Source organism: Parapedobacter indicus (assembly GCF_900113765.1).
In the GTDB taxonomy this organism is placed as follows: Bacteria; Bacteroidota; Bacteroidia; order Sphingobacteriales; family Sphingobacteriaceae; genus Parapedobacter; species Parapedobacter indicus.
The window spans coordinates 174,039-197,889 of the sequence record NZ_FOQO01000005.1; the positions used below are offsets into that span (position 1 = coordinate 174,039).

The following is a 23,851-nucleotide window of genomic DNA, read 5'->3' on the forward strand; positions in this document are numbered from 1 at the left end:
AATGGCGCTGATTCTTCCTGTAAAAGATGTTTCTCCGATAATTGCTGAGAATTGTTTTCTGGCTGATAATTCGACGATTGTGGGTGATGTCGAAATAGGTGAACATTGCTCCGTGTGGTTTAATGCGGTGATCCGTGGAGATGTGAATGCTATACGAATAGGTCATTATACCAATATTCAAGATGGTGCGGTTATCCATTGTACGTATCAAACAGCGGCAACAAATATTGGTAGTTATGTGAATATAGGGCATCAGGCGTTAATCCACGGATGTACGGTGCATGATCGGGTGTTGGTTGGGATGGGTGCGATTGTCATGGACCATGCGGTGATTGAAGCGTATGTAATAATCGCTGCTGGAGCTGTGGTGCTTGAGCATACGCGATGTGAAAGTGGATACCTGTACGCCGGGGTTCCAGCGAGAAAGGTCAAACCGCTGTCCGCAGAGCAGCGGAAATTGCTGGATGAATTGCCCGATCGGTATGTGATGTATTCCAGCTGGTTTCCCCAAATGGACTCCTGATCACTCAGGCGGTACGTTAATAATTTCCTCCTGTTCCCAATTTGCACGGATGATGAATGTTTTGCCCAGGTACCAAACGCGTTCGGGTTGCCTTTTTTCGTATACATCCCCCGGATCCCATTCATTGTTGTTATTTTCATCGTATACGATGCGTACGGTATATTTTCCCCCAGGGAATTGACGGAACGGTATTTTCCCAGATTTCCGTATCGGGACGCTGCGGTGTATGAAGTCCATTTTTTCGTTAATCAATTGAACCAGGTATTGGTGATTGGTGTCCGGTAGGTTTACGTCCAGCACGATATCGCCAAAGTTCTCGGTTTCATTCATGGTGAATGTTTTGGATACCGACTTATTTTTGTCGCCGAAAAATCCGAGAAATGCCCCTTCTTCCAGGGTGAGTTGGTAATTACGTTTGGGTCGCCAATTATATCGCAGTATATATCTCCAAGGGGCGGTTGTATCTTTAGCCAGCTGGAAGTTGGTCCGCGGTATCGAGTCTTCGGTCAGGATTATTTTGCTCCGGTCAATCGACTGTACCGGGGCCCCTGCGGTGAGCATGATATGTTTCACTCGCGTAACCTTATTGCCAGTTAGATTGTCTTGGATGATGAAATCCCGATCATATTTTTCATTTCGTCCACGCCTTAAGGTAACCGAATCGAGAATTTTTCCATTGTCTGAAATACGGACTTTCAGTGAATCGAACGTCAATTCAGACAGCCAAACCGTTGCGGAATCTTTGGCGGCGTTGTAAGTTATCTGCTTGGTTTCATCCAGTTGTGACGGATGGATGACGGCGATGTCGGGATTTTTCAGCGGTTTATTAAACACGAAGGTAATTTTACCGCTTGGCTCTATTTTCCGGTCGAGCAGCCGAAAGTCCCTCGGTGTCCCTTTGGAGATTTGGAGGAGTATTCCGGCAGTGTCTTTATTTAATACGATCGAGTCGTTGAGGAAGCCAATGTATTCGCCTGGTGCATTGTAGACGCGGTCGCTATTTTCTTCCTTGAGCGCGTATATCCGGTAGGTGTCTTCTCGTAGGTTTTTCAGTTGAAAATTTCCTGAGGTATCCGTAAGGGTAAAAATGTTGGCTTTTCGTTTTCCGAATATCGAATCTTGCCGAGTAGGGATTAAGATAACGGTTAGTTCCTTTTCGGGCAACTTGGTAAGTGCGTTGGTTACTTTGCCTGTTATGGATAGCGAGTCGATGATGTCTCCCGTAGAGAAGACATAGCTATAGTTAAGTAGAGGGTTTCCTTCGTTGAAGTCGCCGATGGCTTTGCCAAAATTGATGGTATAAGTAGTATTCTCTTCGAGGGAGTCCGGTAATGTAATTTCAATGGTTTTTCGTTTGACTCGCGGATTGATCGGTTGTTCTACGTCTGGAGATACGCTGACTTCCTTTTGCGTATTGTTGAGTTTTACATATTCATCAAATTCAATGATAATTTTTTCTGCATCGAAGTTCCGTGTCAGGTTGGGTGGCGTTTCATTCAGTATTTTGGGTGGAATCGAATCTTTAGGTCCGCCCATGGGTTGCTGAACACTTGCACAACGCCAAGTCAGCGTAAAGAGGAGGAAAAAAAGCAGTAAAATAAACCATTTTGGATTAGAGCTTATTTTTAAGCGTTTTAAGCGACTTTTTATAATTGATGAGTCCTGCATCGGAAATTCTGAGAAAGTGTTTTATAAGTGTTTTATTAAGCTCAATTATTTTTTTAATTAACTATCTAGTTTACAATAATTTAGCCCATATGTATCATCAAAACTGAAATATCTGATGGTGAAACACCGGAAATTCGGGAAGCCTGACCCAATGTACGGGGTTTTACTTTAATTAATTTCTCCCGCGCCTCTTTTGATAACGACACCAAGTTTGTATAGTCAAAATTTGGATTGATTTCCTGATCTTCCATGCGGCGCATTTTGTTAACTATTTCAATCTCTTTTTCAAAATAGCTATCGTATTTTACTTTGATTTCGGCCTGTTCGATGGTTTCCTTGTTATGTCGCGCTAGCAGCATTTGGAATGAATTATCGGCCGCGGCAATGTCATAGATATTTATTTGTGGTCTGGACAAGATATGGAACAGACGGGTTTTTTGAGAGACTGGGCTGGAATTCAATCGAGCCAGTACAGGATTGATAGCGTCCGGGCCAATCGATTGTTTTCGCATGTAATCGACGAGATTGTCGGCTGCATTCACTTTCTTTTTCACGTGTTCCAAGCGTTCATCGGATACTAATCCCAACTGGTGCGCGATGGGAGTTAATCGGGCGTCTGCATTGTCTTGACGTAAGAGAAGGCGGTGTTCGGCTCGAGATGTGAACATGCGATAGGGTTCTTCGGTACCTTTGGTAACCAAATCATCAATTAATACACCGATATACGATTCTGACCTTTTCAAAATCAATTCGTGTTGATTGGTTATTCGTTGATGCGCATTGATGCCAGCAATAAATCCTTGGCTTGCGGCCTCTTCGTAGCCGGTTGTGCCATTAATTTGGCCAGCAAAAAATAGATGCTTAATGCGTAACGTTTCCAAAGTTAGATCTAACTGCATCGGTGGGAAATAATCGTATTCAATCGCATATCCTGGCCGAAACATGCGTGCCTGTTCGAACCCCGGTATCAGTCGGAGTGCCTTCAGTTGCACATCTTCCGGAAGTGAGGTCGAAAATCCGTTTACGTAAATTTCAACGGTTCTCCATCCTTCGGGTTCTACAAATATTTGGTGGCGGTCGCGTTCGGCGAAACGATTGATTTTGTCTTCAATTGACGGACAGTAACGCGGTCCTAACCCCTTTATCCGGCCGGTAAACATGGGTGATTTTTCAAAACCTTCCTTGAGTGCATTGTGTACCGCTTCGTTGGTATAGGTAATCCAACAGCACCGCTGTTCAGTAGGAAGCGGTACATCGGTAAACGAAAATTTACCCCGTTCTTCGTCGCCCCACTGTTCTTCCATTAAAGTATAATTCAGGCTACGCCCATCTATCCGCGGGGGCGTCCCCGTTTTCATGCGTCCAGATTCGAATCCTAGATTAACAAGTTGTTCTGTCAATCCCGTTGCCGCTTTTTCTGCAGTACGCCCCCCCCCAAAGCGTTTTTCGCCGATGTGAATGGTACCGTTTAAGAACGTTCCATTTGTGAGGACTACAGCGTCACTTTCAATGGAGATACCGAGGGATGTAACAACGCCCGATGCCTTTCCATCTCTTACAATAATTTCTTTCACCGTGTCTTGCCAGATATCGATATTCGGCATGGATTCGAGCTGTAGACGCCATTCTTCGGCAAACCGCATCCGGTCATTTTGTGTACGCGGACTCCACATGGCGGGACCTTTGGAGCGATTAAGCATCCGAAATTGAATCGTGGTTTTATCAGCAATAATCCCTGAATAACCTCCCATAGCATCAATTTCACGGATAATTTGTCCTTTAGCTACGCCTCCCATAGCAGGATTGCAGCTCATTTGAGCAATCGTTGCCATGTTCATCGTAATTAATAAAACGGAAGAGCCTAAATTGGCAGCCGACGCTGCTGCTTCGCAACCGGCGTGCCCCCCTCCTACTACGATAACGTTATATTTATTAAACATTTTATTTTTTTAAGGTTCCACGTGGAACATCGTATTGTTTTTAAGGTTCCACGTGGAACATTATATATATTCTCCTAATTCAAGCCACCGTTCGGTTTTAGTATCCAATTCCTGATTTAGCCGCTCTATCTCTGTTGCAATATTAGTAAGCAGTAGGTGGTCGGTTGTGTTGGTTAACGCAAGTGTTTGCGTGGATATCTCTTGCTCTAGTTTTGGTATTGCCTCGTCAAGAAATTTATATTCTTCACGTTCTCGGAACGTTAATTTCCTTTTGACGTCCGATTGTGATGGTGGTGTTTCTATAATTCTATGTTCAATTTTCCGTTTATTCGCTTCAGCAATAGCTGCTTGCTCTTCCTTGTAATCTGCGTAATTACCGTTATAGATCGTTACTTTTCCGTTTCCATCGAAGATAAAGAGTTGCTCGGTTAATCGATCAAGTAAATAACGATCGTGTGAAACTAATAAAAGAACACCTGGATAGTTTAGTAAAAACGACTCCAGAATATTTAATGTATCGATATCCAAGTCATTAGCGGGTTCATCCAGAATCAAGAAATTTGGATTCTGTATTAATACGCGCATCAATTGCAGCCGCTTGCGCTCGCCTCCACTCAGTTTGCTGACGTGACCAAATTGCTTTTCGGGAGGGAAAAGAAATAACGTGAGTAGCTGCGAAGCGGTAAGCTCGTCTCCATTGGCCATCCGGATATATTCAGCAACGGATTTCACGACATCAATCACCCGGTCTTCTTCTTGTACGACGAGCCCCCCTTGTCGATAATATCCGAAGACAGTTGTTTCTCCTACCTCGATGTTGCCGGCGTCGGGTCGTTCAACCGAGGTGATCAGGTTAAGAAAGGTGGACTTTCCTGTTCCATTCCGGCCTGCTAAGCCAATGCGGTCACCTTTTTTGAACACATACGAGAAATTTTCGATGAGTAGCTTATTTCCAAAGCTTTTGAAGATTTTTTCCAATTCGAGGATTTTGCTTCCTTGCCTACTTATTTTAACACTTAACTGCAAGTCGCTTTGCTTCCCTTGGGTTTTTGTCTTCTCTTCCAATTCATAAAAAGCATCAATCCGGGCCTTCGATTTGGTTCCCCTCGCCTGCGGTTGCCGCCGCATCCATTCCAACTCTCTTCGCAGCAGATTCCGGTTCCGTTCCAGAAGTACCTGCTCCGCTTCCTCCCGTTCGGCCTTCTTTTCAAGGTAATACCGATAGTTGCCCGAATACGCGGTTATCCGTCCCTTGTCCAGCTCGCGGATTTCCGTACATACCGCATCCAGAAAATAACGGTCGTGGGTAACCAATAATACCGTTTTTTGACCCATGGTTAATAACTTTTCCAGCCATTCAATGGTTTCGATATCCAAGTGATTAGTGGGCTCGTCAAGAATGTAGACGTCCGGCTCGTCAATGAGTAATTTTGCCAGGGCCAGGCGTTTTTTCTGACCTCCGGATAGCGTATCGATTGCCTGTGAGAAATCGGTGATTTGAAGCCGGGTAAGAATACTCTTGATGTTATGTTCGTATTCCCACGCGTCAATTGCGCTGATCTGGTCACTTAAACTAGCCAATTTTCGTGGATCGGCATCGGGATCGGAAACTAGCTCTTCGTACGCGCGGATGAGCTGTTGCTGTTGGTTGTCTGTGCTGTATATGAAGTCGTTGATTGATTTAAAGGCGTTAAAGGTTGGGTCTTGGGAAAGAAAGCCGATGCGGGCTCCCTTTTCCTTGGCGACGATCCCTTCCAGCGGATCAAGTTGGCCGGCAAGGATACTCAGCAGCGACGACTTACCCGTTCCATTGGCTCCCACAAGGGCTACGCGATCCCCCTTTTGTAATCCGAAATGGAGATTTTTAAATAACCACCTATCGTGGTAGCTGTGTCCTAACCGTTCGGTTGATACTATATTCACGTTATGTTCCTCATTTCATTCCCATAGTAGATATGGGTTCCATTCCTATCCTGTTGTGCGACCCGGTACATCGCATGAGCTACTGTGGTTGCTGGGATACTTCGATATCGCTTCCATCCACCCACTAGTAACGGATTGACAATCGAAAACAATCCTTCCGAAAGCCTTTCCACCCACCTCGCCTCATTTCGTCGTCCTGTAAGTAAAGACGGCCGGAAAATATGCAGTTTTTTATATCTTACGGCAGCTAGATCCCGCTCGGTCTCACCTTTTATCCGGAGGTAGAAATTTGACGAGCCGGCATTGGCGCCTACTGCAGAAACGAAAAGAAAGCCTTTCGCGCCATTTTCTTTAGCAAGGGTTGCAGCCCTTAGCGGATAATCGTGGTCGACACGGTAATAGTCCTGTAAATTAGGGGTTTTCTTCCGTGTCGTACCCAGACAACAAAACACATCTGTTGCTACAAGTTGCTCTTTAATGTTATTAAGTGATTGTAAATCAGCTACTAACAACATTAGCTTTGGGTGCTTGATACCCATGTCACGGCGTGTCACGACGATGACTTGGCCATACTCAGGACTACCCAGCAGTTCGCGTAGCAGCTGTCTGCCGATGAGCCCCGTCGCGCCGAATACCAAAGCTGATTTCTGAGCCGTCATAAAGTTCCTGCAAAAATACGGAATTATATGAGCATTAGAGAGATCACCTGAAATTGACCTACCCTTCCCTGACAAAAAACAGAAAAGAAACGCTTATATAACGGACTTAATTGTGAATTTAGTCGTCTTTCGGTCGTCTCACAATCGTTTTTTGGTCGTCTTATGAACGACCGATAAATGATCATTACTGTACAAAGAGATCTCAGAGCCGGTTTTTATGCCGATGTATTTCCGTTAAATTTCCCTCTTTTGTTGGAGCTTTCTGTGGAATTTATTATCTTGCGTTCTCCGAAACTAACCGAATAGACCATGGGAACCATTAACGATGGAATCAACGGCCCCTTTCGGGGCAAAGCCGGTAGCGTCATCGGTAGCAACTGGCGTAAAGTCAATTATATCAAGGGATTACCGCGCTTTAAAAACAAGCGGGCTGCATCTACTGACCAATTGCTGGAACGTAAGAAATTCGCCCTCCTCAACCGTTTTTTCGATCCGATTTCTACGGTATTGGAAATCGGTTTCAGACAGTTTACAAGTCGCGCTACCGGTAAAAACGTAGCTATTCGTTATAATTATGACCATGCGTTCCAAATCGATGAAACGCATGTAACGCTCGACTATCCGGCATTGCAGTTCAGTCACGGCTCACTTTTCACAGCAGGTGACGAACAGGCATGGGTGGATGGCGATACGCTTCACATTACCTGGGATCCGGATATGTACGGCATGGGAAGATCGCTGGATGACACGGCACGTATGGTACTTTACGAGGAGATCCGGGGAATTTTTTATTCCGTTGGCCGTCCGCTGCGTCATGAAGGCGCTACACAGTTTGTGAATAAAGTGCTGACACAGCGTCCGCTTAAGCTTCACCTCTGGCTTTTCTTTGTTGACCGAGCGGGAAAACAGGTTTCCAAAACGGTGTATATTCCCATAGCGAATCCGGAGTCTTAACAAAAACGACATGGATATTGATTTTTTCTACGACAGAAGTAAACCGAAAAAGAAGGAACAGTCGTATGGGAGACTAGCGGTACAGCAGCGGATGCGGCTGGCGATGGCATTTCTCCATCCCCTACGGCCGATCATCGCGGAGAGCTGGCTGAACCAGGGCAAAGGCAACCGTAGCAAGGCTTTTGGACAGGCACTGAAAGCGTTGATGCAGGAAGCCATGGAGGGGCACTATCCCGACCAACGCATTGCGGCCGAACGCGTGCTGGTTAGTTCCGGGCTATTGCCAGCGATTCATGTGGAGGATGTGGTGTGTGGTGACCGTGTGCTGGAGGTTTATTTCTCGGATGAATCGACGCCTATGGCCAGCAGCACCGATGAAGTAGTGTTGGTTGTTTACAGTCCCGAAGTAGGCGTTGCGGGCCGAAATACTGAAGTGTTTTTCCGGAAAGACGGCCATATCCGTTTGAAGTTACCTGCTCAACTGCGGTCCCAACGTTTCCATACCTACCTATTCCTGCATAATATGAAGAAAAAGCAGTTCAGCAGAAGTGTCTACCTCGGACAATTGGAAGGTTGATACAACCTGGAGGATTAATTCAATCGGTGGGGTGCAATCAGATCGAATTTTGGGATTTTTACTTCGAAGAGACTGCCGTCAAATTCGCGTAGCATTTGATACGTACCTGTCATGGTGCCCATATCGCTTTTCAGGTTGCAACCCGACACATATTCGTGTTGTTCTCCGGGGTCGATGATGGGTTGCACGCCGACAACCCCCTCTCCCTCCACTTCCCGGCGGGTACCGTTAGAGTCGAAGATGTACCAATGGCGACGCAAGAGCTGCACACTGTAGTCTCCCAGGTTTTCAATGACAATTCGATACGCAAACATATAGTGTTCGTTTTCCGGATTGGAATATTCAGGCTGATAGACCGTTTCAACCGAAACTTTTACCCCGTCTGTAATTTGCGTGGCCATGTGCGTAAGCGGTATTTGTCGGCCAATTTAGCAAATGTCGGCCAATAAGTAAAGTACAATTTTCACTACCTTTGCCCTCATGTCCTACGGAACGCTGTACCTGATTCCTGTGCCATTGGCTGACGAAGCCGCTGCTGCGTCTTATACCCCCTATTTGGTCCAGGTGGTGAATGCCATCGATGAGTACATCGTGGAGAATGAAAAGACAGCGCGGAAGTTCCTGAAACAGGCGGGTATTCAGCGACCACAAAATGAGCTGACCTTACATGATTACGGCAAACACGCCAGAAATAATGGAGGAGTGACCGATTATTTTGCCGGATTGTTATCGGGCAAGGATGTGGGCCTCATGAGCGAAGCGGGGTGTCCCGGCGTGGCAGATCCAGGTGCAGACATTGTAGCGGAAGCGCACCGCAAAGGAATTCCGGTAGTTCCACTGGTAGGGCCGAGTTCCATTTTGCTGGCGCTGATGGCCTCCGGATTTAACGGGCAAAGCTTTGTTTTCCACGGATACCTGCCCATTGACAAGGGTGAGCGGGCCAAGAAAATCAAGGCAATGGAGCAGCAGGCACAGCGGGAAAAGCAGACGCAGATTTTTATCGAAACGCCCTTCCGCAACCAGCAGCTGCTGACGGAAATCCTGCGTATCAGCAAGCCGCAGACGCGCCTGTGTGTGGCCTGTAACCTAACGTCGACCGACCAGCAGATTGTCAGTCAGCCGATTCATCAATGGAAAAAGGAAAATTACGATTTCCAGAAGAAGCCGGCCATTTTCCTTCTCTTCTGACTGTGGAATCCGTCCGACATACCGATGTGCTTATTGTAGGGGCAGGCCCTTCGGGACTCATGATGGCGGCACAACTGCTGCGCTTCGGCATACAACCCACAATCATCGACGCAAAACCCGGACCAGACCGGACATCCAAAGCCATTGCGGTACATGCCAGGTCGCTGGAAATGTTTCGGCAGATCGGACTGGCCGACGCATTAATGGCCCAGGGTAACACCAGTTATGGCGTGCAGCTGCAACGAGGCACGAAGCAATTAGGCGGGCTGGATTTCGCACAGATGGATCAACCTGAGACAGCATTTCCCTTCGTCTACCTGGTTGGTCAAGATAAGACGGAAAAATTGCTGATTGACCGGCTCACGGAAAATGCTTGCCCAGTGAGGTGGGAAACACAACTGGTGTCCCTCAGGCAGGACGATAAGGAGGCCGCTGTGGAACTGAAGCACGATGGGAAGGTTCAACAGTGGGCGTGCAAATGGGTTATCGGAGCCGATGGAGCAAACAGTGCCGTAAGGGCACATATCAATATCGCTTTTGAAGGAAAAAGCTATCCGGGGCAGTTTTTTCTAGCGGATGTGCAGGTCAATGGAGCGGATCATCGGCGGGTTCATTTCTTTTTATCGGCAACAGGTTTTCTCGGGGTATTTCCATACGGATCGGAAGGCCGATACCGGCTTATGGGGCCATTGCCAGTTTTGGAATCAAAAAAGGAGGCCCCTATCCAGTATGCCGACGTGAAGGCACTGGTCGACGAGGCGGTGGGTTTCGAATTTCCGGTAAACCGATGCCTCTGGATCAACCGGTTTTTTCTCCATAAACGGATTGCAGAGTCCTTTGCCCGCCAACGCAGTTTTCTGATCGGCGATGCGGCGCATATCCATTCGCCCATCGGCGGACAGGGAATGAACAGTGGAATGCAGGATGCGGCAAACCTCGCATGGAAGTTGGCTGGAGTCATATCCGGACGGTTGGATTTCCGGTTGTTGCATACCTATCAGGAGGAGCGGTTGCCGGTGGCTAAGGCAACGTTACGGGATACTGATCGTGCATTTGGATGGATAAGGGCCATGCCTTTTTGGTTAACGTCATTAACTGATCTCTTCTTTGTTTGGGTAATTCGTTACATCGGCCATAGGCCCGGTTGGCTAAAGCGAATGTTTGAGGAACTGGCCCAGCTGAACATCCATTACCGCAAGGCAACCCTTTCCGTGCATTATGCGACCGGTCGGCGTGTGCAGGCCGGAGACCGTCTCCCCTTCCTGCCCGTATTTGATGAGAAGGCCAAAAAGCAGACCGACCTGCATCGTTGGTGCGAAAAGCCCGGCTTTGTGCTTTTGGTGCTGGGCACGGTAGGTGCTCATCAGCTCCATGTTGTCGGACAATGGATGCGGCAGAAATATCCCCGAACGATGCATCTGTATTACCTGCCCTTTTCATCACAAAATCAGTTGGTGTTTGATGCGTTTGAAGTCAAACCGGATGGTACGAAAGCCGTACTTATCCGGCCGGATATGTATATCGGCTACATCAATGATGTGCTGAATGTAGGTTTGATCGATACGTATATGGAAGAGGTACTGGGATGGATTTCATAGCATCCTTATTTTTCTATCCCTGAATACTTTTTGTAGATAGCCCGATAGCCGAACATCCGCCCGATGGGAGCTACGGTATGCATCAAAAACTTTTGTACACCAATTGGAATGTCTGCAAGGTACGTCTTGCTTTCGAGGTATTTCAATGTCACTAATTCTTGAACAAGTCCGAATTTGCCATTTTTACTTTTACCGTCAGCCGCGAGCCCAACCAAGTTTTCAATCAGGTAATCGAAATCCAGAGCTGGTTTTACGGAATGTATGTAAACCAGTTCCTCCTCGCTATTGTTGTAATGATTATGTGGTGTGTTTTTCGGGAAGGCTATTTTTTCACCGGCCGCGAATGTCGTTGATTTACCATCTTTGAAGATGGTTAGCTGGCCGGATATGATTTCAAATGTCTCATCTTGGAAAACATGGCGGTGATTTGGCACAAGCGGACCTTTACTTTTTATGGTCGCCCTCATGGTCACCGCAACGCCGTTGGTATCTTTGGCTGTTTCAAGAAACTCATAAGAGTCGCCCGTCGCTGGGTTTGTGATGATTTGTCCTTTCGTTGGCATGGCTTCTTTTGTTTAAGTTTAAATATAGTAGTTTTTTTAAGCGTTCGTTTAGGCTTGTGACCTGTGCTTCAGCCAGGCAAAGATATGTATTTGTTGTCAAGTTGTTAAGAAGTGTAAAGGGCATCTTTCAGTTAAATTTTAGTAGGTTTGTAATGGAGCAATACGTTGATAGATTTACCTTATTTTTGAAATGATTCGTTTTCAACTGTTTTTATTTTTGATGTCTTTTATCGGAAGTAGTAATCTGGTAATGGGGCAACGATCGAAAGAGTTAACCGTTTTCAATGTACCAAAAGCACAACAAGCGGTGGCAGTGGATAACGATCATTTTTATGTGATAAATAATAAGACGATCACGAAACACGATAAGAAGAGCGGCGAACTGATAGCGCGTTTCGATGGAACATCGCTTGGCTTGCATCATCTAAATAGCGGCGTGGTTTATCACGGCAAGTTATATTGCGCACATTCAAACTTTCCGGAGCTTCCCATGAAGAGTTCTGTTGAAGTGTTTGATACACGGACAATGAAACATGCATCTAGCTACAGTTTAGGCATTTCAGTTTATGGATCCCTGACCTGGATAGACTATGACGAGCGAAGTAAACAATGGTATATGGGATTTGCCCACTATTCGGATGAAAAGCTACGTACCGATGAGCGCGATAATCGGTGGACGACAGTTGTACAATATGACCGTAATTGGCATAGTAAACAGTCTTGGACGTTTCCTGAACACATCGTTGAAGCATTTAAAGACCACAGTAATTCGGGAGGTTCGATTGGCCCGGATGGTTATTTTTATTGTACTGGACATGACAATGGTGAACTATATGTGTTGGAAATACCCCAATCGGGGTATACGCTTCGGCATATTGCGACAATCCCGGCGCCTATACATGGCCAGGGGGTGGCCATTGATCGATCGATCAAAGACGCATCTGTCTTTTACGGGATACGACGGGCGACGAATGAGGTAGTTTCATTTGAGGTTAATTGATATGCGTAAATTCATGTATTTATGGCTGATGGTCGGCCTGTTACTGACCACCGGCGTGCAGGCGCAGCAGACCTACGTGCTTGTGCATGGCGCATGGGGTGGCGGTTGGTCTTTTAAACAAACGGATTCATTGCTCCGCTTGCAGGGAAATATTGTCTACCGCCCTACCCTGTCGGGCTTGGGCGAACGGGTGCATTTGGCGTCGCCTGAGATCGACTTACGTACGCACATCGCCGACGTGGTTAACACCATCCTGTTCGAAAACCTGCACGATGTGGTTTTGTTGGGGCACAGCTACGGGGGAATGGTGGTAACCGGCGTGGCCGACAGCATCCCGGAACGGATCAAGCAGTTGATTTATCTGGATGCCTTTGTACCGGAAGATGGGCAAAGTGTAGCCACCGCACATGGACAGGAAAGGACGGGTAGGGAAATGCCGGCCAAAGATGGCTTGATTCACCCGTTCTGGAACACGGATAGCCTGGCTTTCCCTCGGGATGTGCCGCAACCGGCGAAGACATTTTCCCAGCCGCTTCCACTGAAAAACAAAGATCGGCTGGAAATACCGACTGCGTATATTTTGACTTACGAGGGCGATGATCCCGGGAAAGATGCGTTTGCCTTTTTCGCCGACCGGGCAAAAGGGTACGGCTGGGAAATCATTCACATGCAGGCCGGTCATAATCCACAGATGAATATGCCCGATAAGCTGGCGGAATTGCTCGGTAAAGTTGGGCGTGAAAAGTAAGAGGAGCGATGGAGAATCCGATTTTGACGTGGGAAATAAAACCGTTTAACGCACTTTCGCTGGATGAGCTCTATAAAATTTTGCAATTGCGGCAGGAGGTTTTTGTCTTGGAACAGGCATGTGTTTACAACGATCTGGACGACAAGGATCGAAAATCAGCTCACCTGATGGCTTGGCACGGTGATGCGTTGGCTGCTTATACACGACTGATCCCTTATGGTATTTCTTATTCCGATGCCGTGAGCATTGGCCGGGTAGTGGTGGCCAACGAATTTCGCGGAGAGGGAGTTGGCAAGGAGCTGATGGTACGTAGCATCGCGGGTACACAAGATCTTTTTGGACGCCACCCGATCAAAATCGGTGCCCAGCAGCACTTGAAAGCGTTTTATAACCGCTTGGGTTTCGAGCAGACCAGCGAGCCGTATCTAGATGCAGGAATTGCGCATATCGAGATGACCCGCTTGTAGATGGAACGCGGATAATCACGAACACATTGGGTTTTGTGCCCGAATCGCCGTAATTTAGCTCCGTGAAACCCGCTGGTGCAACGCCTTAAGAAAAGGTGATGTAAGTGCGGATTCCATGAGGCTTTTAAAGCAAACAATTGCGAATGAGTATTGATTTAGAAAATCTGTCGCCTGAGATGATTCAGGTGGCCGTTGCCGTGTTCCTGATCCGGGTGGTTATTTGGGTGTTTTATGCCAATACTATCCGACGGACGCTTTTATTGGTTGCGCCCGAAAACCGGTTGATGACCCCCAATCAAGCTTGGTTGTTGGCGGTACCCTTTTTCAATATTTACTGGAACTTTACCGTGGCTTCGCGGCTGGCTGACTCGCTGACCAATGAATTTTACGACCGTAAGATCGCAGAGGAAGAAAACCCGGGACGGGCGGGCGGCATGTGGTATGCTTGGCTGTTTCTGCTGACGAACATTCCGCTCCCACCCTTTATCCTCATTACTATTTTCTTACTAAGTATCATCTACTTTATTGTTTATTGGGTGAAGGTGAGCAATTTCAGAAATTTGCTGGCTGAGCATGAAAAATTCAGAAATAACTCCTAATACAGATCGCTTATGTTATTGCGCGAATTGACAGATCACCTCGAATCATGGGCCCCGTTGGATTATCAGGAATCCTACGACAATGCTGGGTTGTTGGTAGGCCGTCCAGACCAGGAAGTTACCCAGGCGTTGATATCGCTGGATTGTACGGAAGCGGTAGTGGATGAAGCGATTGAGTTGGGCTGCAATGTCATTATTTCTCACCACCCCATTGTATTCAAAGGGCTGAAGCGGTTCAATGGGAAGACCTATGTGGAACGGGTGGTGATGAAGGCAATCAAGCACGACCTAGCGCTCTATGCCATCCACACCAACTTAGATAATGTAACCGGAGGCGTCAACAGCAAGCTGGCCGAGCGGTTGGGACTTCGCCATACGGCAATCTTGAGCCCCAAATCAGAACTGCTTCGGAAACTTGTTGTTTTTGTGCCGGTAAATCATACGGAGGCCGTACGAGCGGCCCTATTTGCGGCTGGTGCCGGGCAGGTGGGCAACTACGACGAGTGCAGTTTCAACACCGCAGGATATGGGACGTTCCGCGGTGGCGAAGGCACTGATCCGTTTGTCGGCAAGCCCGGCGAACAGCACCGGGAAGAAGAAGTGCGCGTGGAAGTGATATTTCCGGCCAACCGGGAACGTGCGATCTTATTGGCGCTTTTTGAAACGCATCCCTATGAAGAGGTGGCATACGATATATATCGGTTACAAAACGCGCATCAGCAGGTAGGAAGCGGCTTGATCGGCCAATTGGAACAGCCGCTGTCCGAACGGGAGTTCCTCGGTTTGTTGAAAAAACAGCTGAATGCCGGGGTCATCCGTCATACCGAACTCCGCGGCAAACCCATAGCGCGCGTAGCAGTTTGCGGCGGCGCCGGTGGCTTTCTGCTGCGGGAGGCGATCCGCGCTGGAGCCGATGTGTTTGTGACAGCAGATTATAAATACCATGAGTTTTTTGACGCCGAGGGAAAAACCGTGATTGCAGATGTGGGACATTTTGAAAGCGAACAATTTACGCAGGAATTATTGTTGGAAATTATTCGAAAAAAATTTCCTACCTTTGCAGTCCGTTTGACGGGAATAGACACGAACCCGATAAAATACTACAGTTAAATGGAACAGACCATAGAACAAAAACTGAAAGCACTTTGGCAGTTGCAAACCATACACACCAAGATCGATAAAATTCGTCAGGTACGGGGTGAATTGCCGATGGAAGTGGGTGATTTGGAAGACGAGATTGCCGGATTGGAAACCCGCATTGAAAAAATCAGGGGTGAGTTGGATGAGTTGGAGGATTCTATCGTCAACCGCCGCAACATGATTAAGGACGCGCAGGCGGCCATCAAGAAATATGAGGGTCAGCTCAACGAGGTGAAGAACAACCGCGAGTATGACGCGATCACGAAGGAAATTGAAATCCAGGGATTAGATATTCAGGTGAGTGAAAAGAAAATCCGTGAGTTTGAGTTCGAGATTAAGAATAAAACGGAAACGTATGAAACTACCCAGGCTACCCTGGAAACAGCCAAGAAAGACCTTGACGTGAAGAAAGGGGAGCTCGATACCATCACGGGGGAAACCCAAAAGGATGAGGATGAGCTGGCGGGGCAAGCGGAAGGAGCCGAAAAGAATATCGAAGATCGGTTGCTGCGAGTATACCGCCGGTTGCGCACGTCCTATAAAAATGGACTGGCCGTCGTTTCGATCGACCGCGACAGCTGCTCGGGCTGTCACAACAAGATTCCACCCCAAATGCAGCTGGAAATCCGCCAACGGAAAAAAATCATCGTATGCGAGCACTGTGGCCGTATACTGGTTGACGAAGCGTTGGTACACGAGGAAGCGCCTGCAGTGGATTGATTGACGGGCTTACTCCCAGCAATAAGCGATATAACCTGATACTTTTGTAGCTGAACTGTGGAGTAGCGGCGCCAGCCCTATATCCTACCCTTCCTACCATCGAACGTCCGGGTAGGGAATCATAGAATGCGTACCGGTTGAACCAAATCGTAAGGGAACAGCAATAAGGCGTTTTATGTCAAATCGTCCTTGGGGAATTCATCAGCTTAAGTGGTTATTTCTGCTTTCAGGATATCTATAATAATCGTATCTTGCACGACATTAATGTGCTATTTGAGCAAAATATTATCAGAGTAATATGATTATAGTTGCAGATGGAGGCTCTACCAAAACTAATTGGTGTCTTATTCAAGAAAGCGGGAGCAGGGTTCATTTCAATACAGAGGGTTACAATCCATTTTTCGTGGACATCTCCTATATCGTTAGGTCTTTAAAGGAGGGATTACCTTCCGATTTGCCCTTGGAGAAAATCACGGAGGTCAATTACTATGGTGCGGGCGTTCACGGGGAAGACAAAGCCAACACCGTTAGCCGTGCAATCAAAACCGTTTTTGCAAATGCTGCTGTTTTTGTAGGCCATGATTTGCTGGCGGCCGCGCGCGCGCTTTTGGGCCATAAATCTGGGTTTGTAGCTATCCTGGGAACGGGGACGAACTCTTGCATATATGATGGCAAAGAGATCACACACCATATAGACTCTGCAGCTTATATACTTGGAGATGAGGGAAGCGGATGCTACATGGGAAAGAAGATATTGACAGATTATGTGAGAGGATATATGCCCACGGAAGTACATCAAAAATTTTGGGAAACCTATCACCTTACGCCTGACGATATCATGGAATCTGTTTATATGAAGCCGTTGGCTAATCGGTTTTGTGCAAGTTTCAGCAGGTTTGTTTACGATAACACGGTTAATGTAGGGTATTCGATGGAAGTTGTTAGATCGTCGTTTGATGACTTTTTCCGCAATTTGGTCCGTCACTATCCCGCTTATCGAGAATATACATTTAACTGCATAGGCTCCGTTGCCTACACGTTCAGAAACATTCTCGAGGAAACCGTAAAGGAATATGGTATGAAAATGGGAGAGATTATCCGCTCTCCCATTGACGACTTAGTGAAATTTCATATAGGCATTCGGGAAGCATTGTAACCGCTTCATCGATGCGATTTGCGGGGGAACCCCTAACGGATTTTTTCCACTTCAGGATCTTCGTTTTCTTCCATCCATTGAATAAGTTCTCCTTTCATCTCTGCAGCCATATCCGCGTATTCAGGATTGCCGATCAGGTTGTTCAACGCATCGGGGTCTTTTTCCAAATCGTATAACTCTTCGCGGGTCCGATAGGAGAAAAATTGAATCCGTTGTTTGATATCAGGCCTTTCCTCACCGGCTACTTTCATGGCAGACCAGGTACGCCCGGATTGTGACTCATTTCTAAACGCGTTTTCACCATCCGCCCAAAAGTTGTAGATATAGCCATATCGCTTATTTTGGATACATCGCATGGGGTATTTTTTTTTGGCACTGGTCTCGTAAAATTGGGTAAAGACCTGAGACCTCCCGGGTTGTTCATTTCCTTCTAAAACCGACAAAAACGAAATGCCGTCAATACCTTCGGGGATAGGCATATTTCCTGCCTCCAATATCGTCGGAAAGAAATCGATTCCTGAAATAAAATGTTCTTCATCTACACTACCCGAAGGGACATGTCCAGGCCAGCGCACAATCCACGGCGTCTTTGTACTGTTTAGGTAACAATTCGTCTTTGAAAACGGGAATGCCATGCCGTTATCAGAAAGAAACATAACCATCGTATTTTCGTCTAACCCCTCGGAGTCTAGTACATCAAGCACAACGCCGACGAGATCATCCAGTCGCTTTACAGAACTGTAATATTCAGCTAACTCCAATCGTATTTCCGGAAGGTCGGGCAGGAAGTCCGGCACCGAAACCTCCTCGGGCTTGTATGATTTGGACGGCGGCGCAAGATGTATATCAGGCCATGCTTTTTTTTCTTGGTCACTTCCAGAAAAAGGGCGGTGCGGATCATTTGAATTGAGCATTAAATAAAACGGTTTTCCGTTCGCCCGGGATTGGTTGATGATCTTCTTCATTTCGGTGCGGTATCGCTCCTTATCACGTCCCATACCAAGCGCTTCCATGTCGGCAATGAAATCCCACGGTGTATCCGACCGGGGCGACGAATGCTCGACCTTACTCAAAATCCCACAGAAATACCCGTTTTCTTTCAAAACCGGAACGAGGTTCGGTATATTTTTTTCGGTATGAAAAAAGCCTTCTATGCCTGACTTATGCGGATACCTTCCCGTGGCTAGCGCTCCACGGGAAGGTTGACAGACGGCAACGGTAACATGCGCATGATTAAAACGCATGCCTTCTGCTGCCAATTGATCAATATGGGGAGTAACATCCTTCATCGGGTTTCCAAAAGCTCCTACTGAGCTCCAATTTAAATCATCCGCTACGATTACCAGAAAATTCACGTGAGCGGGTTCCTTAGCTGACGTACAGCTCGCGATGAGCGTCAGTAATGAGAGTAAAAAGAACGGAACTTGTTTCATAATAGCCTTTTTTTAGTACCCCGGATTTTGCTCCAACAATGGGTTGACGCGTAAGTCTGCCTCCGGGATGGGTAACAAAAATTGGTGGTCCTTGATTTCGTCTGGACGGCTTTGGCGGACTTTGTCCAAGAAATATTCCTTACCGCGACGTTTTAAGTCAAAATAGCGATGATTCTCTCCAATTAATTCCATCGCTCTTTCGGTAAATACGATTTCACGAAAAGCGCCCTTATCCGTAATTCCCTCCACCGGTTCTTCGCCTGCCCTCCCCCGGATCTGATTGAGCATATTATGGGCAACCGGCGTAGGTCCTCTTAGCTCATTTTCCACTTCCGCTTTCATCAGCAAAACATCGGCATACCGAAACACTTTATTATTAAAAGGGTTGTCGTTGTTTGTGGGTGCAAATCCCCCCCGATGCTCAAAGTCGTAAAACTTCATCAAATATACGCGTTTTTCGATCGTGGTGATCGCTTCCCCATACGGGCTTACCATGACACCTTTACCGGAAAAGTAATACTTATATCGTGCACTGTTTGGATTGTACATAGCCAACGCATAATCATTGGGACTATACGTTGAATTTCCGAGAAAGCCTTCCCTAGGTAACCAAAAACTCATACTAGAATTGTGCTTGCGGGGCGTAAATCCCTCCGAGTAGTTTCCTTCGAGGATCGATTCCAAACCATTTTCATTGGCCACCTTAAACACGTCAACAATTGTGGCTTCTAACCCATATTCGGCCGATCCAATAATTTGGTCAATCTGCTCATCGGCTGCATTCCAGTTACCCAATGCCATGTAGCTTTTGGCCAGCAATAGCCGGGCTGCGCCCTTTGACGCCCGTGCCCGTTGGATATTGTCATACTCACTCTTTTCGGGAAGGGCCGCTACCGCAGCAACCGCATCCTCAATAATTTGTTGCCAAACATCGGCTGGATCGGCCTGTTCCACATTCAGCTCACCCAGATCCGTCTTTTCTTCCACCACCAATGGTACATTTCCCCAAATCTGCACCAAATAGTAGTTCATGAGTGCCCTGAAAAACAAAGCTTCTCCAATCAGCTTTGCTTTGATATCTTCGCTGATACCGGGATGATCTTTGGAGAGATTTCCGATCACCGCGTTGCATCTTCCGATCGCATCATACGCACTGCTCCACATTTCAAGCAGCAACGGATTTTCCGAATCCACAAAATATTGTGGAAATGACCGCGCATTAAACGCCGCACCCGGTTTATAGGTAAATAAATCGCTGCTTGCTTCGGGCCGAAGATACATGTCTTGCCTGAGCAACCCATTGTAGAAAAATACCATGCCGTAAATGCCGTAAACGGCAGCAAGCGCTTCGCTATCGTTTCGGTAATAGAATTCGGAGGTTACCTCGCCACGAGGTTGCTCTTCCAAAAACTTATCTGCACAGGATGAAATGCATAGCGACGATATCAGTAAAAGAACGATAAAGGATTTCATAAATTGTTTTTTTAATACTAAAAAGTTACATTTAATCCCAGCATAAACACCTTTGCATTGGGATATACGCCGATATCTACCCCCTGCGCCAATGAGTTGTTGCCGAAAGCACTCCCTTCAGGGTTGTATCCCGGGTACTTGGTAAATGTATGCACATTATCGGCACTCAAATAAGCCCGCAGACCTCGCAGGAACTTTATATCCAATGTGTTCACGGGAATGTCATAGGACAACGTGATGTTCTTTATCCGGAAAAAAGAGCCATTGAAGACATGCCATGAATTATCGACATAGTTTCGCGCATCATGACCAGACCGTGGTGTATGGTTGTTCGGATTTTCCGCAGTCCAGCGATTTAGGTAAAAATCCTTTGCCATATTATATCCACGGTCCATAAACGTGTTCATCACGTGCTGCAAACTGTAAATATTGTTACCAACAGACCAATGGGTTAATACCATAAGGCCGAACCCCTTATAACTGAAATTATTGGTCCATCCTCCGGTATATTTCGGGTTTGCATTTCCGATAATGGTTTTGTCAGCTACCGTGATCGCACCGTCCCCATCGATATCTTTGACCTTCAGCTCTCCCGGTGCTGACCGGGATTGTTTAATCGTAGCGGCTTCGGCCTCATCCAGAATCGCTCCGTCGAATACATAGCCATATAATATTCCCAGCGGCATACCCACACGTAATAGCGTAGGCTGACTTTTGGTGTCGCCGGATATAATACCCCCAGTGGGATTGTAGATTTCCTGAATTCCGCTTGAAAGGGCTAAGAGCTTATTGCGGTTAAAGGAATTATTAATGGTCATGTCCCAACTGAATTTACCACTTAATAGCTGTGCGCTGACGCCAACTTCCAGTCCCTTATTTTCAATGCTGCCAATGTTCTGAAGTGCCGACTGGAAGCCGCTGGTGCGCGGGATATCTATCGCGAAGAGCAAGTCGGTCGTCTTTTTCTTATATACGTCAACGACTAGCGACAACCGGTTGTTCCAAAAGCCGACGTCGATACCCAAATCGGTTTGTCTTGTCCTCTCCCATTTGAGGTTTGGGTTGGGGAGACGGGTTTGGTAGAATCCGACCGCATTTGCATCCTCTCCAAGGATAATCACGCTAGAGGTTAAGCTTGATAGTGAACGGAAACTGGGAATCGCCTGTTCTCCTGTGACACCATGACTGACGCGGAGCTTCAAGTTATTCACCGTAGCTTTAAGTGGTTGAAAGAAAGGTTCCTCTGAAAGCCGCCAGCCCAACGCTAGGGAGGGAAAGACGGCATACTTGTTTTCGGCGCCGAAACGGGAAGAGCCGTCAATTCGTCCTGTGAATGTAAGCAAGTACCTGTCCAGTAAGCTATAGTTTGCTCTACCAATATACGAATGAATAGAAAACATATTTGGGTTTCCGGAGGCAGTGCTCAGGTTGGTTGCCGACCCGAGGTTGTTAAACGTGAGCAGATCGGTCACAAAACCAGAAGCCGTACTGCTTAAACTTTCGCCGACACTTTTTTCCCAGGTAACGCCTCCCATAACCGTGAGCCGATGGATGTCATTAATTTCCTTTGTATAGGTCAAGGTGTTCGTGCTGTTCCAGTACACGGTGTTAACGACGCCCACGCGAGCGAGTCCCTCATTTAGTTTACCGACGGTTGTGCTTTTTGGAGCATAGAAGTTTGCTTTGCCATTAGAAACGTCCATACTAAAGCTCACTTTCGCTTTCAGTCCGGGAATAATGTCAAGTTCACCGAAGATGTTTCCAAGCAGTCGGCTGCGAATATCTTTATTGACATATTCTCGCAATTTAGATACGGGGTTCGGATTTTTATTATCCATATCAACGTATAAGATATATTCGCCATTTTCTTTAACCGATAGCGTGGGCGACGCCAGTAAGGTAGCGCCCACGGCGTCCGTAGCATTTTCGTTTGCCGATTCAGCCACATTGCTATTGGTTCCCACCACTGAAAAATTAGCACCAATGTTTAACCGATCAGACACCTTCCTATCGAGGTTAAGCCGGAAGGAATACCGCTTGAATGACGAATTGACGACGATCCCTTTCTGATCCATATATCCCGAAGAAAGCATATAACGCATTTTCTCGTTGCCGCCTGAAAACATCAATTCATAATTCTGTATGGGTGCCTTTCGATAAATCTCATTTTGCCAGTCCGTTCTTGCAGGCAGATTATTTACGTCATATCGCGTAGGGAGGTTCAGGTATTCCGCAGCTTCGTTCCACATTATTGCCCATTCTTCGGGCGAAGTGAGTTCAACCTTTTTATCGAGTTGCTGCATCCCTGTATAAACGTTAAAGTTTACGTTAGATGCCCCTTCCTTCCCTCTTTTCGTCGTAATGAGTACCACACCGCTGGCTCCACGTGCTCCGTAAATAGCCGTGGCGGAGGCATCTTTCAGGATTTCTATCGATTCGATATCTGATGGGCTTATGTGGGTTAGACCCGAAGTGGAAGCGTCTATTCCGGTGGCAAGCCCCTCGGCATTATTCCCGCCAGATAGCGGAATACCATCCACCACATACAGGGGTTCATTGTTTCCCTGAATAGAGTTTGTGCCTCGGATTCGGATTGTGGTTCCGGCTCCCGGTTGACCGGAAATCTGCGTAACTTGCACACCGGCTACTTTACCTCTTAATCCAATATCGGCCGATTGTACCATACCGATGTTGAGGTCTTCGGACTTCACCGAGGCTATTGACCCAGTCAGGTCGCTTTTTCTGGTGGTTCCATATCCTACAACAACCACTTCATCCAAATCGCTCAACGATGCTTTCAGCCTCAAATCAAAAACCCGCCGGGTGCCCATACGGTGTTCTTGGGCATCAAATCCGACAATGGTGAAAACCAGTGTCGTACCGTCTTTGGAAATCGGTATACGATAATTTCCGTTTGAGTCTGTAATGGTGGCCACACGTGAATTTTTTACGGCAACGGTAACCCCTTCTAGTGGCTGCCCAGATTCGTCGGTGACCGTACCCGATACCTCAGGCTGTTGCACTTCGGGCACCGGCATTGGACGTGTTATTTGGGCGGATGTTGTTTTGGGTCGCCGGATCGCAATAGTTTGGTCTTTGATGTAGTACGTGAGTTGCCGGGGACTCAACAACTGATCTAATACCGTCTCTAACCGCTGGTTGTTTACATCAATAGAAACAAGCATTTGCGGATTTACGTAGCGGTCGTTATAAAGGATCAGGTAACCAGTCTGTGCTTTAATGGACGCTAATACTTCCGGCAGCGGTTGTTTTTTTACTTTTAACGTAACCGTTTGTGACTTCGTTGCCGCGGCTAAGTGTAAACTTGCCCATAAAAGCAAAAGTGACGTTAATTTCATAATTCGCAATAACTGGCTCATCTTTCCGCTGGGCCACGCGTGGCCGCGCCATACGGAAAATTCATAATTTATCATTACGTTTGTACGTTTGGATAAGTTTTAAAACTGATTAAATGAAAGGCTCTGTCCAGACAATCAGGGAGGTGTTCACTGCACTTCCCTT

General features: G+C 46.9%; 21 protein-coding genes. 12 read left to right on the forward strand and 9 right to left on the reverse strand.

All coding sequences use genetic code 11. From position 1 onward, the window contains the following. The first annotated feature begins 1 nt into the window (after nt 1). Nucleotides 2–523 (forward strand): gamma carbonic anhydrase family protein, encoded by a 522-nt coding sequence (locus BMZ56_RS11735; protein WP_090626787.1) that lies wholly within the window; start codon nt 2–4, stop codon nt 521–523. Here the strand turns inward: BMZ56_RS11735 and BMZ56_RS11740 are convergent, their stop codons facing one another. From BMZ56_RS11740 to BMZ56_RS11755, 4 genes are all read right to left on the reverse strand, one after another. After that, a complete protein-coding gene (locus BMZ56_RS11740) occupies nt 524–2,059 on the reverse strand; it encodes an Ig-like domain-containing domain (RefSeq protein WP_245893184.1) in 1,536 nt (511 codons plus the stop codon). It lies immediately after the preceding gene. A gap of 212 nt (nt 2,060–2,271) precedes the next feature. Then, nucleotides 2,272–4,131, reverse strand: a complete 1,860-nt coding sequence (mnmG, locus tag BMZ56_RS11745) for a tRNA uridine-5-carboxymethylaminomethyl(34) synthesis enzyme MnmG (RefSeq protein WP_090626789.1) — start codon at nt 4,129–4,131, stop codon at nt 2,272–2,274. A gap of 60 nt (nt 4,132–4,191) precedes the next feature. Continuing rightward, on the reverse strand, nt 4,192–6,054 hold the full coding sequence (locus BMZ56_RS11750) for an ABC-F family ATP-binding cassette domain-containing protein (RefSeq protein WP_090626790.1): 1,863 nt from the start codon (nt 6,052–6,054) through the stop codon (nt 4,192–4,194). Further along, complete coding sequence (locus tag BMZ56_RS11755) at nt 6,051–6,713, reverse strand: oxidoreductase (protein ID WP_090626791.1); 663 nt, start codon at nt 6,711–6,713, stop codon at nt 6,051–6,053. The genes BMZ56_RS11750 and BMZ56_RS11755 overlap by 4 nt, the downstream gene beginning before the upstream one ends. 309 nt (nt 6,714–7,022) lie before the next feature. Between BMZ56_RS11755 and BMZ56_RS11760 the strand changes: the two genes are divergently transcribed. Further along, nucleotides 7,023–7,667 carry a DUF6266 family protein gene (locus BMZ56_RS11760; protein ID WP_090626793.1) on the forward strand — a complete coding sequence of 215 codons (645 nt, stop codon included), beginning with the start codon at nt 7,023–7,025 and terminating at the stop codon, nt 7,665–7,667. A 10-nt stretch (nt 7,668–7,677) separates the two neighbouring features. Next, the gene (locus tag BMZ56_RS11765) at nt 7,678–8,244 is read left to right on the forward strand and encodes a DUF6266 family protein (protein ID WP_090626795.1); all 567 of its coding nucleotides are present in this window, start codon (nt 7,678–7,680) and stop codon (nt 8,242–8,244) included. Nucleotides 8,245–8,258: 14 nt separating this feature from the next. Here the strand turns inward: BMZ56_RS11765 and apaG are convergent, their stop codons facing one another. Then, complete coding sequence (gene apaG / locus BMZ56_RS11770; protein WP_090626797.1) at nt 8,259–8,645, reverse strand: Co2+/Mg2+ efflux facilitator ApaG/CorD; 387 nt, start codon at nt 8,643–8,645, stop codon at nt 8,259–8,261. 79 nt (nt 8,646–8,724) lie between these two features. Here apaG and BMZ56_RS11775 point away from each other — a divergent pair, with 79 nt between their 5' ends. Together BMZ56_RS11775 and BMZ56_RS11780 are read left to right on the forward strand one after the other, a co-directional pair. Further along, nucleotides 8,725–9,432 carry an SAM-dependent methyltransferase gene (locus BMZ56_RS11775; RefSeq protein ID WP_090626799.1) on the forward strand — a complete coding sequence of 236 codons (708 nt, stop codon included), beginning with the start codon at nt 8,725–8,727 and terminating at the stop codon, nt 9,430–9,432. Continuing rightward, nucleotides 9,375–11,030: an FAD-dependent monooxygenase gene (locus tag BMZ56_RS11780; protein WP_090626801.1), complete on the forward strand. Its 1,656-nt coding sequence runs from the start codon at nt 9,375–9,377 to the stop codon at nt 11,028–11,030. The genes BMZ56_RS11775 and BMZ56_RS11780 overlap by 58 nt, the downstream gene beginning before the upstream one ends. 5 nt (nt 11,031–11,035) lie before the next feature. Here BMZ56_RS11780 and BMZ56_RS11785 read toward each other — a convergent pair whose 3' ends face one another. Further along, nucleotides 11,036–11,593, reverse strand: coding sequence for a cupin domain-containing protein (locus BMZ56_RS11785; protein ID WP_090626803.1), 558 nt, complete (start codon nt 11,591–11,593; stop codon nt 11,036–11,038). A 220-nt stretch (nt 11,594–11,813) separates the two neighbouring features. Here BMZ56_RS11785 and BMZ56_RS11790 point away from each other — a divergent pair, with 220 nt between their 5' ends. The 7 genes from BMZ56_RS11790 to BMZ56_RS11820 all read left to right on the forward strand — a co-directional run bounded on the left by BMZ56_RS11790 (nt 11,814) and on the right by BMZ56_RS11820 (nt 17,423). Continuing rightward, entirely contained in the window at nt 11,814–12,593 is a 780-nt protein-coding gene (locus BMZ56_RS11790; protein ID WP_143072912.1) for a hypothetical protein, read from the forward strand. 1 nt (nt 12,594) lies between these two features. Further along, nucleotides 12,595–13,341 (forward strand): alpha/beta fold hydrolase, encoded by a 747-nt coding sequence (locus BMZ56_RS11795; RefSeq protein WP_090626808.1) that lies wholly within the window; start codon nt 12,595–12,597, stop codon nt 13,339–13,341. 8 nt (nt 13,342–13,349) lie between these two features. After that, nucleotides 13,350–13,808: a GNAT family N-acetyltransferase gene (locus BMZ56_RS11800; protein WP_090626810.1), complete on the forward strand. Its 459-nt coding sequence runs from the start codon at nt 13,350–13,352 to the stop codon at nt 13,806–13,808. A 143-nt stretch (nt 13,809–13,951) separates the two neighbouring features. After that, nucleotides 13,952–14,407 (forward strand): hypothetical protein, encoded by a 456-nt coding sequence (locus BMZ56_RS11805; protein WP_090626811.1) that lies wholly within the window; start codon nt 13,952–13,954, stop codon nt 14,405–14,407. A gap of 12 nt (nt 14,408–14,419) precedes the next feature. Continuing rightward, the gene (locus tag BMZ56_RS11810; RefSeq protein WP_090626813.1) at nt 14,420–15,517 is read left to right on the forward strand and encodes a Nif3-like dinuclear metal center hexameric protein; all 1,098 of its coding nucleotides are present in this window, start codon (nt 14,420–14,422) and stop codon (nt 15,515–15,517) included. Next, the gene (locus BMZ56_RS11815) at nt 15,518–16,267 is read left to right on the forward strand and encodes a zinc ribbon domain-containing protein (protein WP_090626815.1); all 750 of its coding nucleotides are present in this window, start codon (nt 15,518–15,520) and stop codon (nt 16,265–16,267) included. Nucleotides 16,268–16,565: 298 nt separating this feature from the next. Further along, nucleotides 16,566–17,423 (forward strand): N-acetylglucosamine kinase, encoded by an 858-nt coding sequence (locus BMZ56_RS11820; protein WP_090626817.1) that lies wholly within the window; start codon nt 16,566–16,568, stop codon nt 17,421–17,423. A 32-nt stretch (nt 17,424–17,455) separates the two neighbouring features. On the opposite strand, the gene BMZ56_RS11825 is transcribed toward BMZ56_RS11820, so the two are convergent. From BMZ56_RS11825 to BMZ56_RS11835, 3 genes are read right to left on the reverse strand one after another with little or no spacing between them, the layout of a single operon-like run. Then, nucleotides 17,456–18,856, reverse strand: coding sequence for a sulfatase family protein (locus tag BMZ56_RS11825; RefSeq protein ID WP_090626819.1), 1,401 nt, complete (start codon nt 18,854–18,856; stop codon nt 17,456–17,458). A gap of 12 nt (nt 18,857–18,868) precedes the next feature. Further along, complete coding sequence (locus BMZ56_RS11830) at nt 18,869–20,329, reverse strand: RagB/SusD family nutrient uptake outer membrane protein (RefSeq protein ID WP_090626821.1); 1,461 nt, start codon at nt 20,327–20,329, stop codon at nt 18,869–18,871. A 17-nt stretch (nt 20,330–20,346) separates the two neighbouring features. After that, on the reverse strand, nt 20,347–23,763 hold the full coding sequence (locus BMZ56_RS11835) for a TonB-dependent receptor (protein WP_090626823.1): 3,417 nt from the start codon (nt 23,761–23,763) through the stop codon (nt 20,347–20,349). Nucleotides 23,764–23,851: the final 88 nt, after the last annotated feature.

Excerpts from the sequence above, each read along its gene's own strand:
- BMZ56_RS11735 (WP_090626787.1), top strand. The coding sequence starts at position 2 with ATGGCGCTGATTCTTCCTGTAAAAGATGTTTCTCCGATAATTGCTGAG.
- BMZ56_RS11740 (WP_245893184.1), bottom strand. The coding sequence starts at position 2,059 with ATGGGCGGACCTAAAGATTCGATTCCACCCAAAATACTGAATGAAACG.
- mnmG (WP_090626789.1), bottom strand. The coding sequence starts at position 4,131 with ATGTTTAATAAATATAACGTTATCGTAGTAGGAGGGGGGCACGCCGGT.
- BMZ56_RS11755 (WP_090626791.1), bottom strand. The coding sequence starts at position 6,713 with ATGACGGCTCAGAAATCAGCTTTGGTATTCGGCGCGACGGGGCTCATC.
- BMZ56_RS11760 (WP_090626793.1), top strand. The coding sequence starts at position 7,023 with ATGGGAACCATTAACGATGGAATCAACGGCCCCTTTCGGGGCAAAGCC.
- BMZ56_RS11765 (WP_090626795.1), top strand. The coding sequence starts at position 7,678 with ATGGATATTGATTTTTTCTACGACAGAAGTAAACCGAAAAAGAAGGAA.
- apaG (WP_090626797.1), bottom strand. The coding sequence starts at position 8,645 with ATGGCCACGCAAATTACAGACGGGGTAAAAGTTTCGGTTGAAACGGTC.
- BMZ56_RS11775 (WP_090626799.1), top strand. The coding sequence starts at position 8,725 with ATGTCCTACGGAACGCTGTACCTGATTCCTGTGCCATTGGCTGACGAA.
- BMZ56_RS11780 (WP_090626801.1), top strand. The coding sequence starts at position 9,375 with ATGGAAAAAGGAAAATTACGATTTCCAGAAGAAGCCGGCCATTTTCCT.
- BMZ56_RS11785 (WP_090626803.1), bottom strand. The coding sequence starts at position 11,593 with ATGCCAACGAAAGGACAAATCATCACAAACCCAGCGACGGGCGACTCT.
- BMZ56_RS11790 (WP_143072912.1), top strand. The coding sequence starts at position 11,814 with ATGTCTTTTATCGGAAGTAGTAATCTGGTAATGGGGCAACGATCGAAA.
- BMZ56_RS11795 (WP_090626808.1), top strand. The coding sequence starts at position 12,595 with ATGCGTAAATTCATGTATTTATGGCTGATGGTCGGCCTGTTACTGACC.
- BMZ56_RS11800 (WP_090626810.1), top strand. The coding sequence starts at position 13,350 with ATGGAGAATCCGATTTTGACGTGGGAAATAAAACCGTTTAACGCACTT.
- BMZ56_RS11805 (WP_090626811.1), top strand. The coding sequence starts at position 13,952 with ATGAGTATTGATTTAGAAAATCTGTCGCCTGAGATGATTCAGGTGGCC.
- BMZ56_RS11810 (WP_090626813.1), top strand. The coding sequence starts at position 14,420 with ATGTTATTGCGCGAATTGACAGATCACCTCGAATCATGGGCCCCGTTG.
- BMZ56_RS11815 (WP_090626815.1), top strand. The coding sequence starts at position 15,518 with ATGGAACAGACCATAGAACAAAAACTGAAAGCACTTTGGCAGTTGCAA.
- BMZ56_RS11820 (WP_090626817.1), top strand. The coding sequence starts at position 16,566 with ATGATTATAGTTGCAGATGGAGGCTCTACCAAAACTAATTGGTGTCTT.
- BMZ56_RS11825 (WP_090626819.1), bottom strand. The coding sequence starts at position 18,856 with ATGAAACAAGTTCCGTTCTTTTTACTCTCATTACTGACGCTCATCGCG.
- BMZ56_RS11830 (WP_090626821.1), bottom strand. The coding sequence starts at position 20,329 with ATGAAATCCTTTATCGTTCTTTTACTGATATCGTCGCTATGCATTTCA.
- BMZ56_RS11835 (WP_090626823.1), bottom strand. The coding sequence starts at position 23,763 with ATGATAAATTATGAATTTTCCGTATGGCGCGGCCACGCGTGGCCCAGC.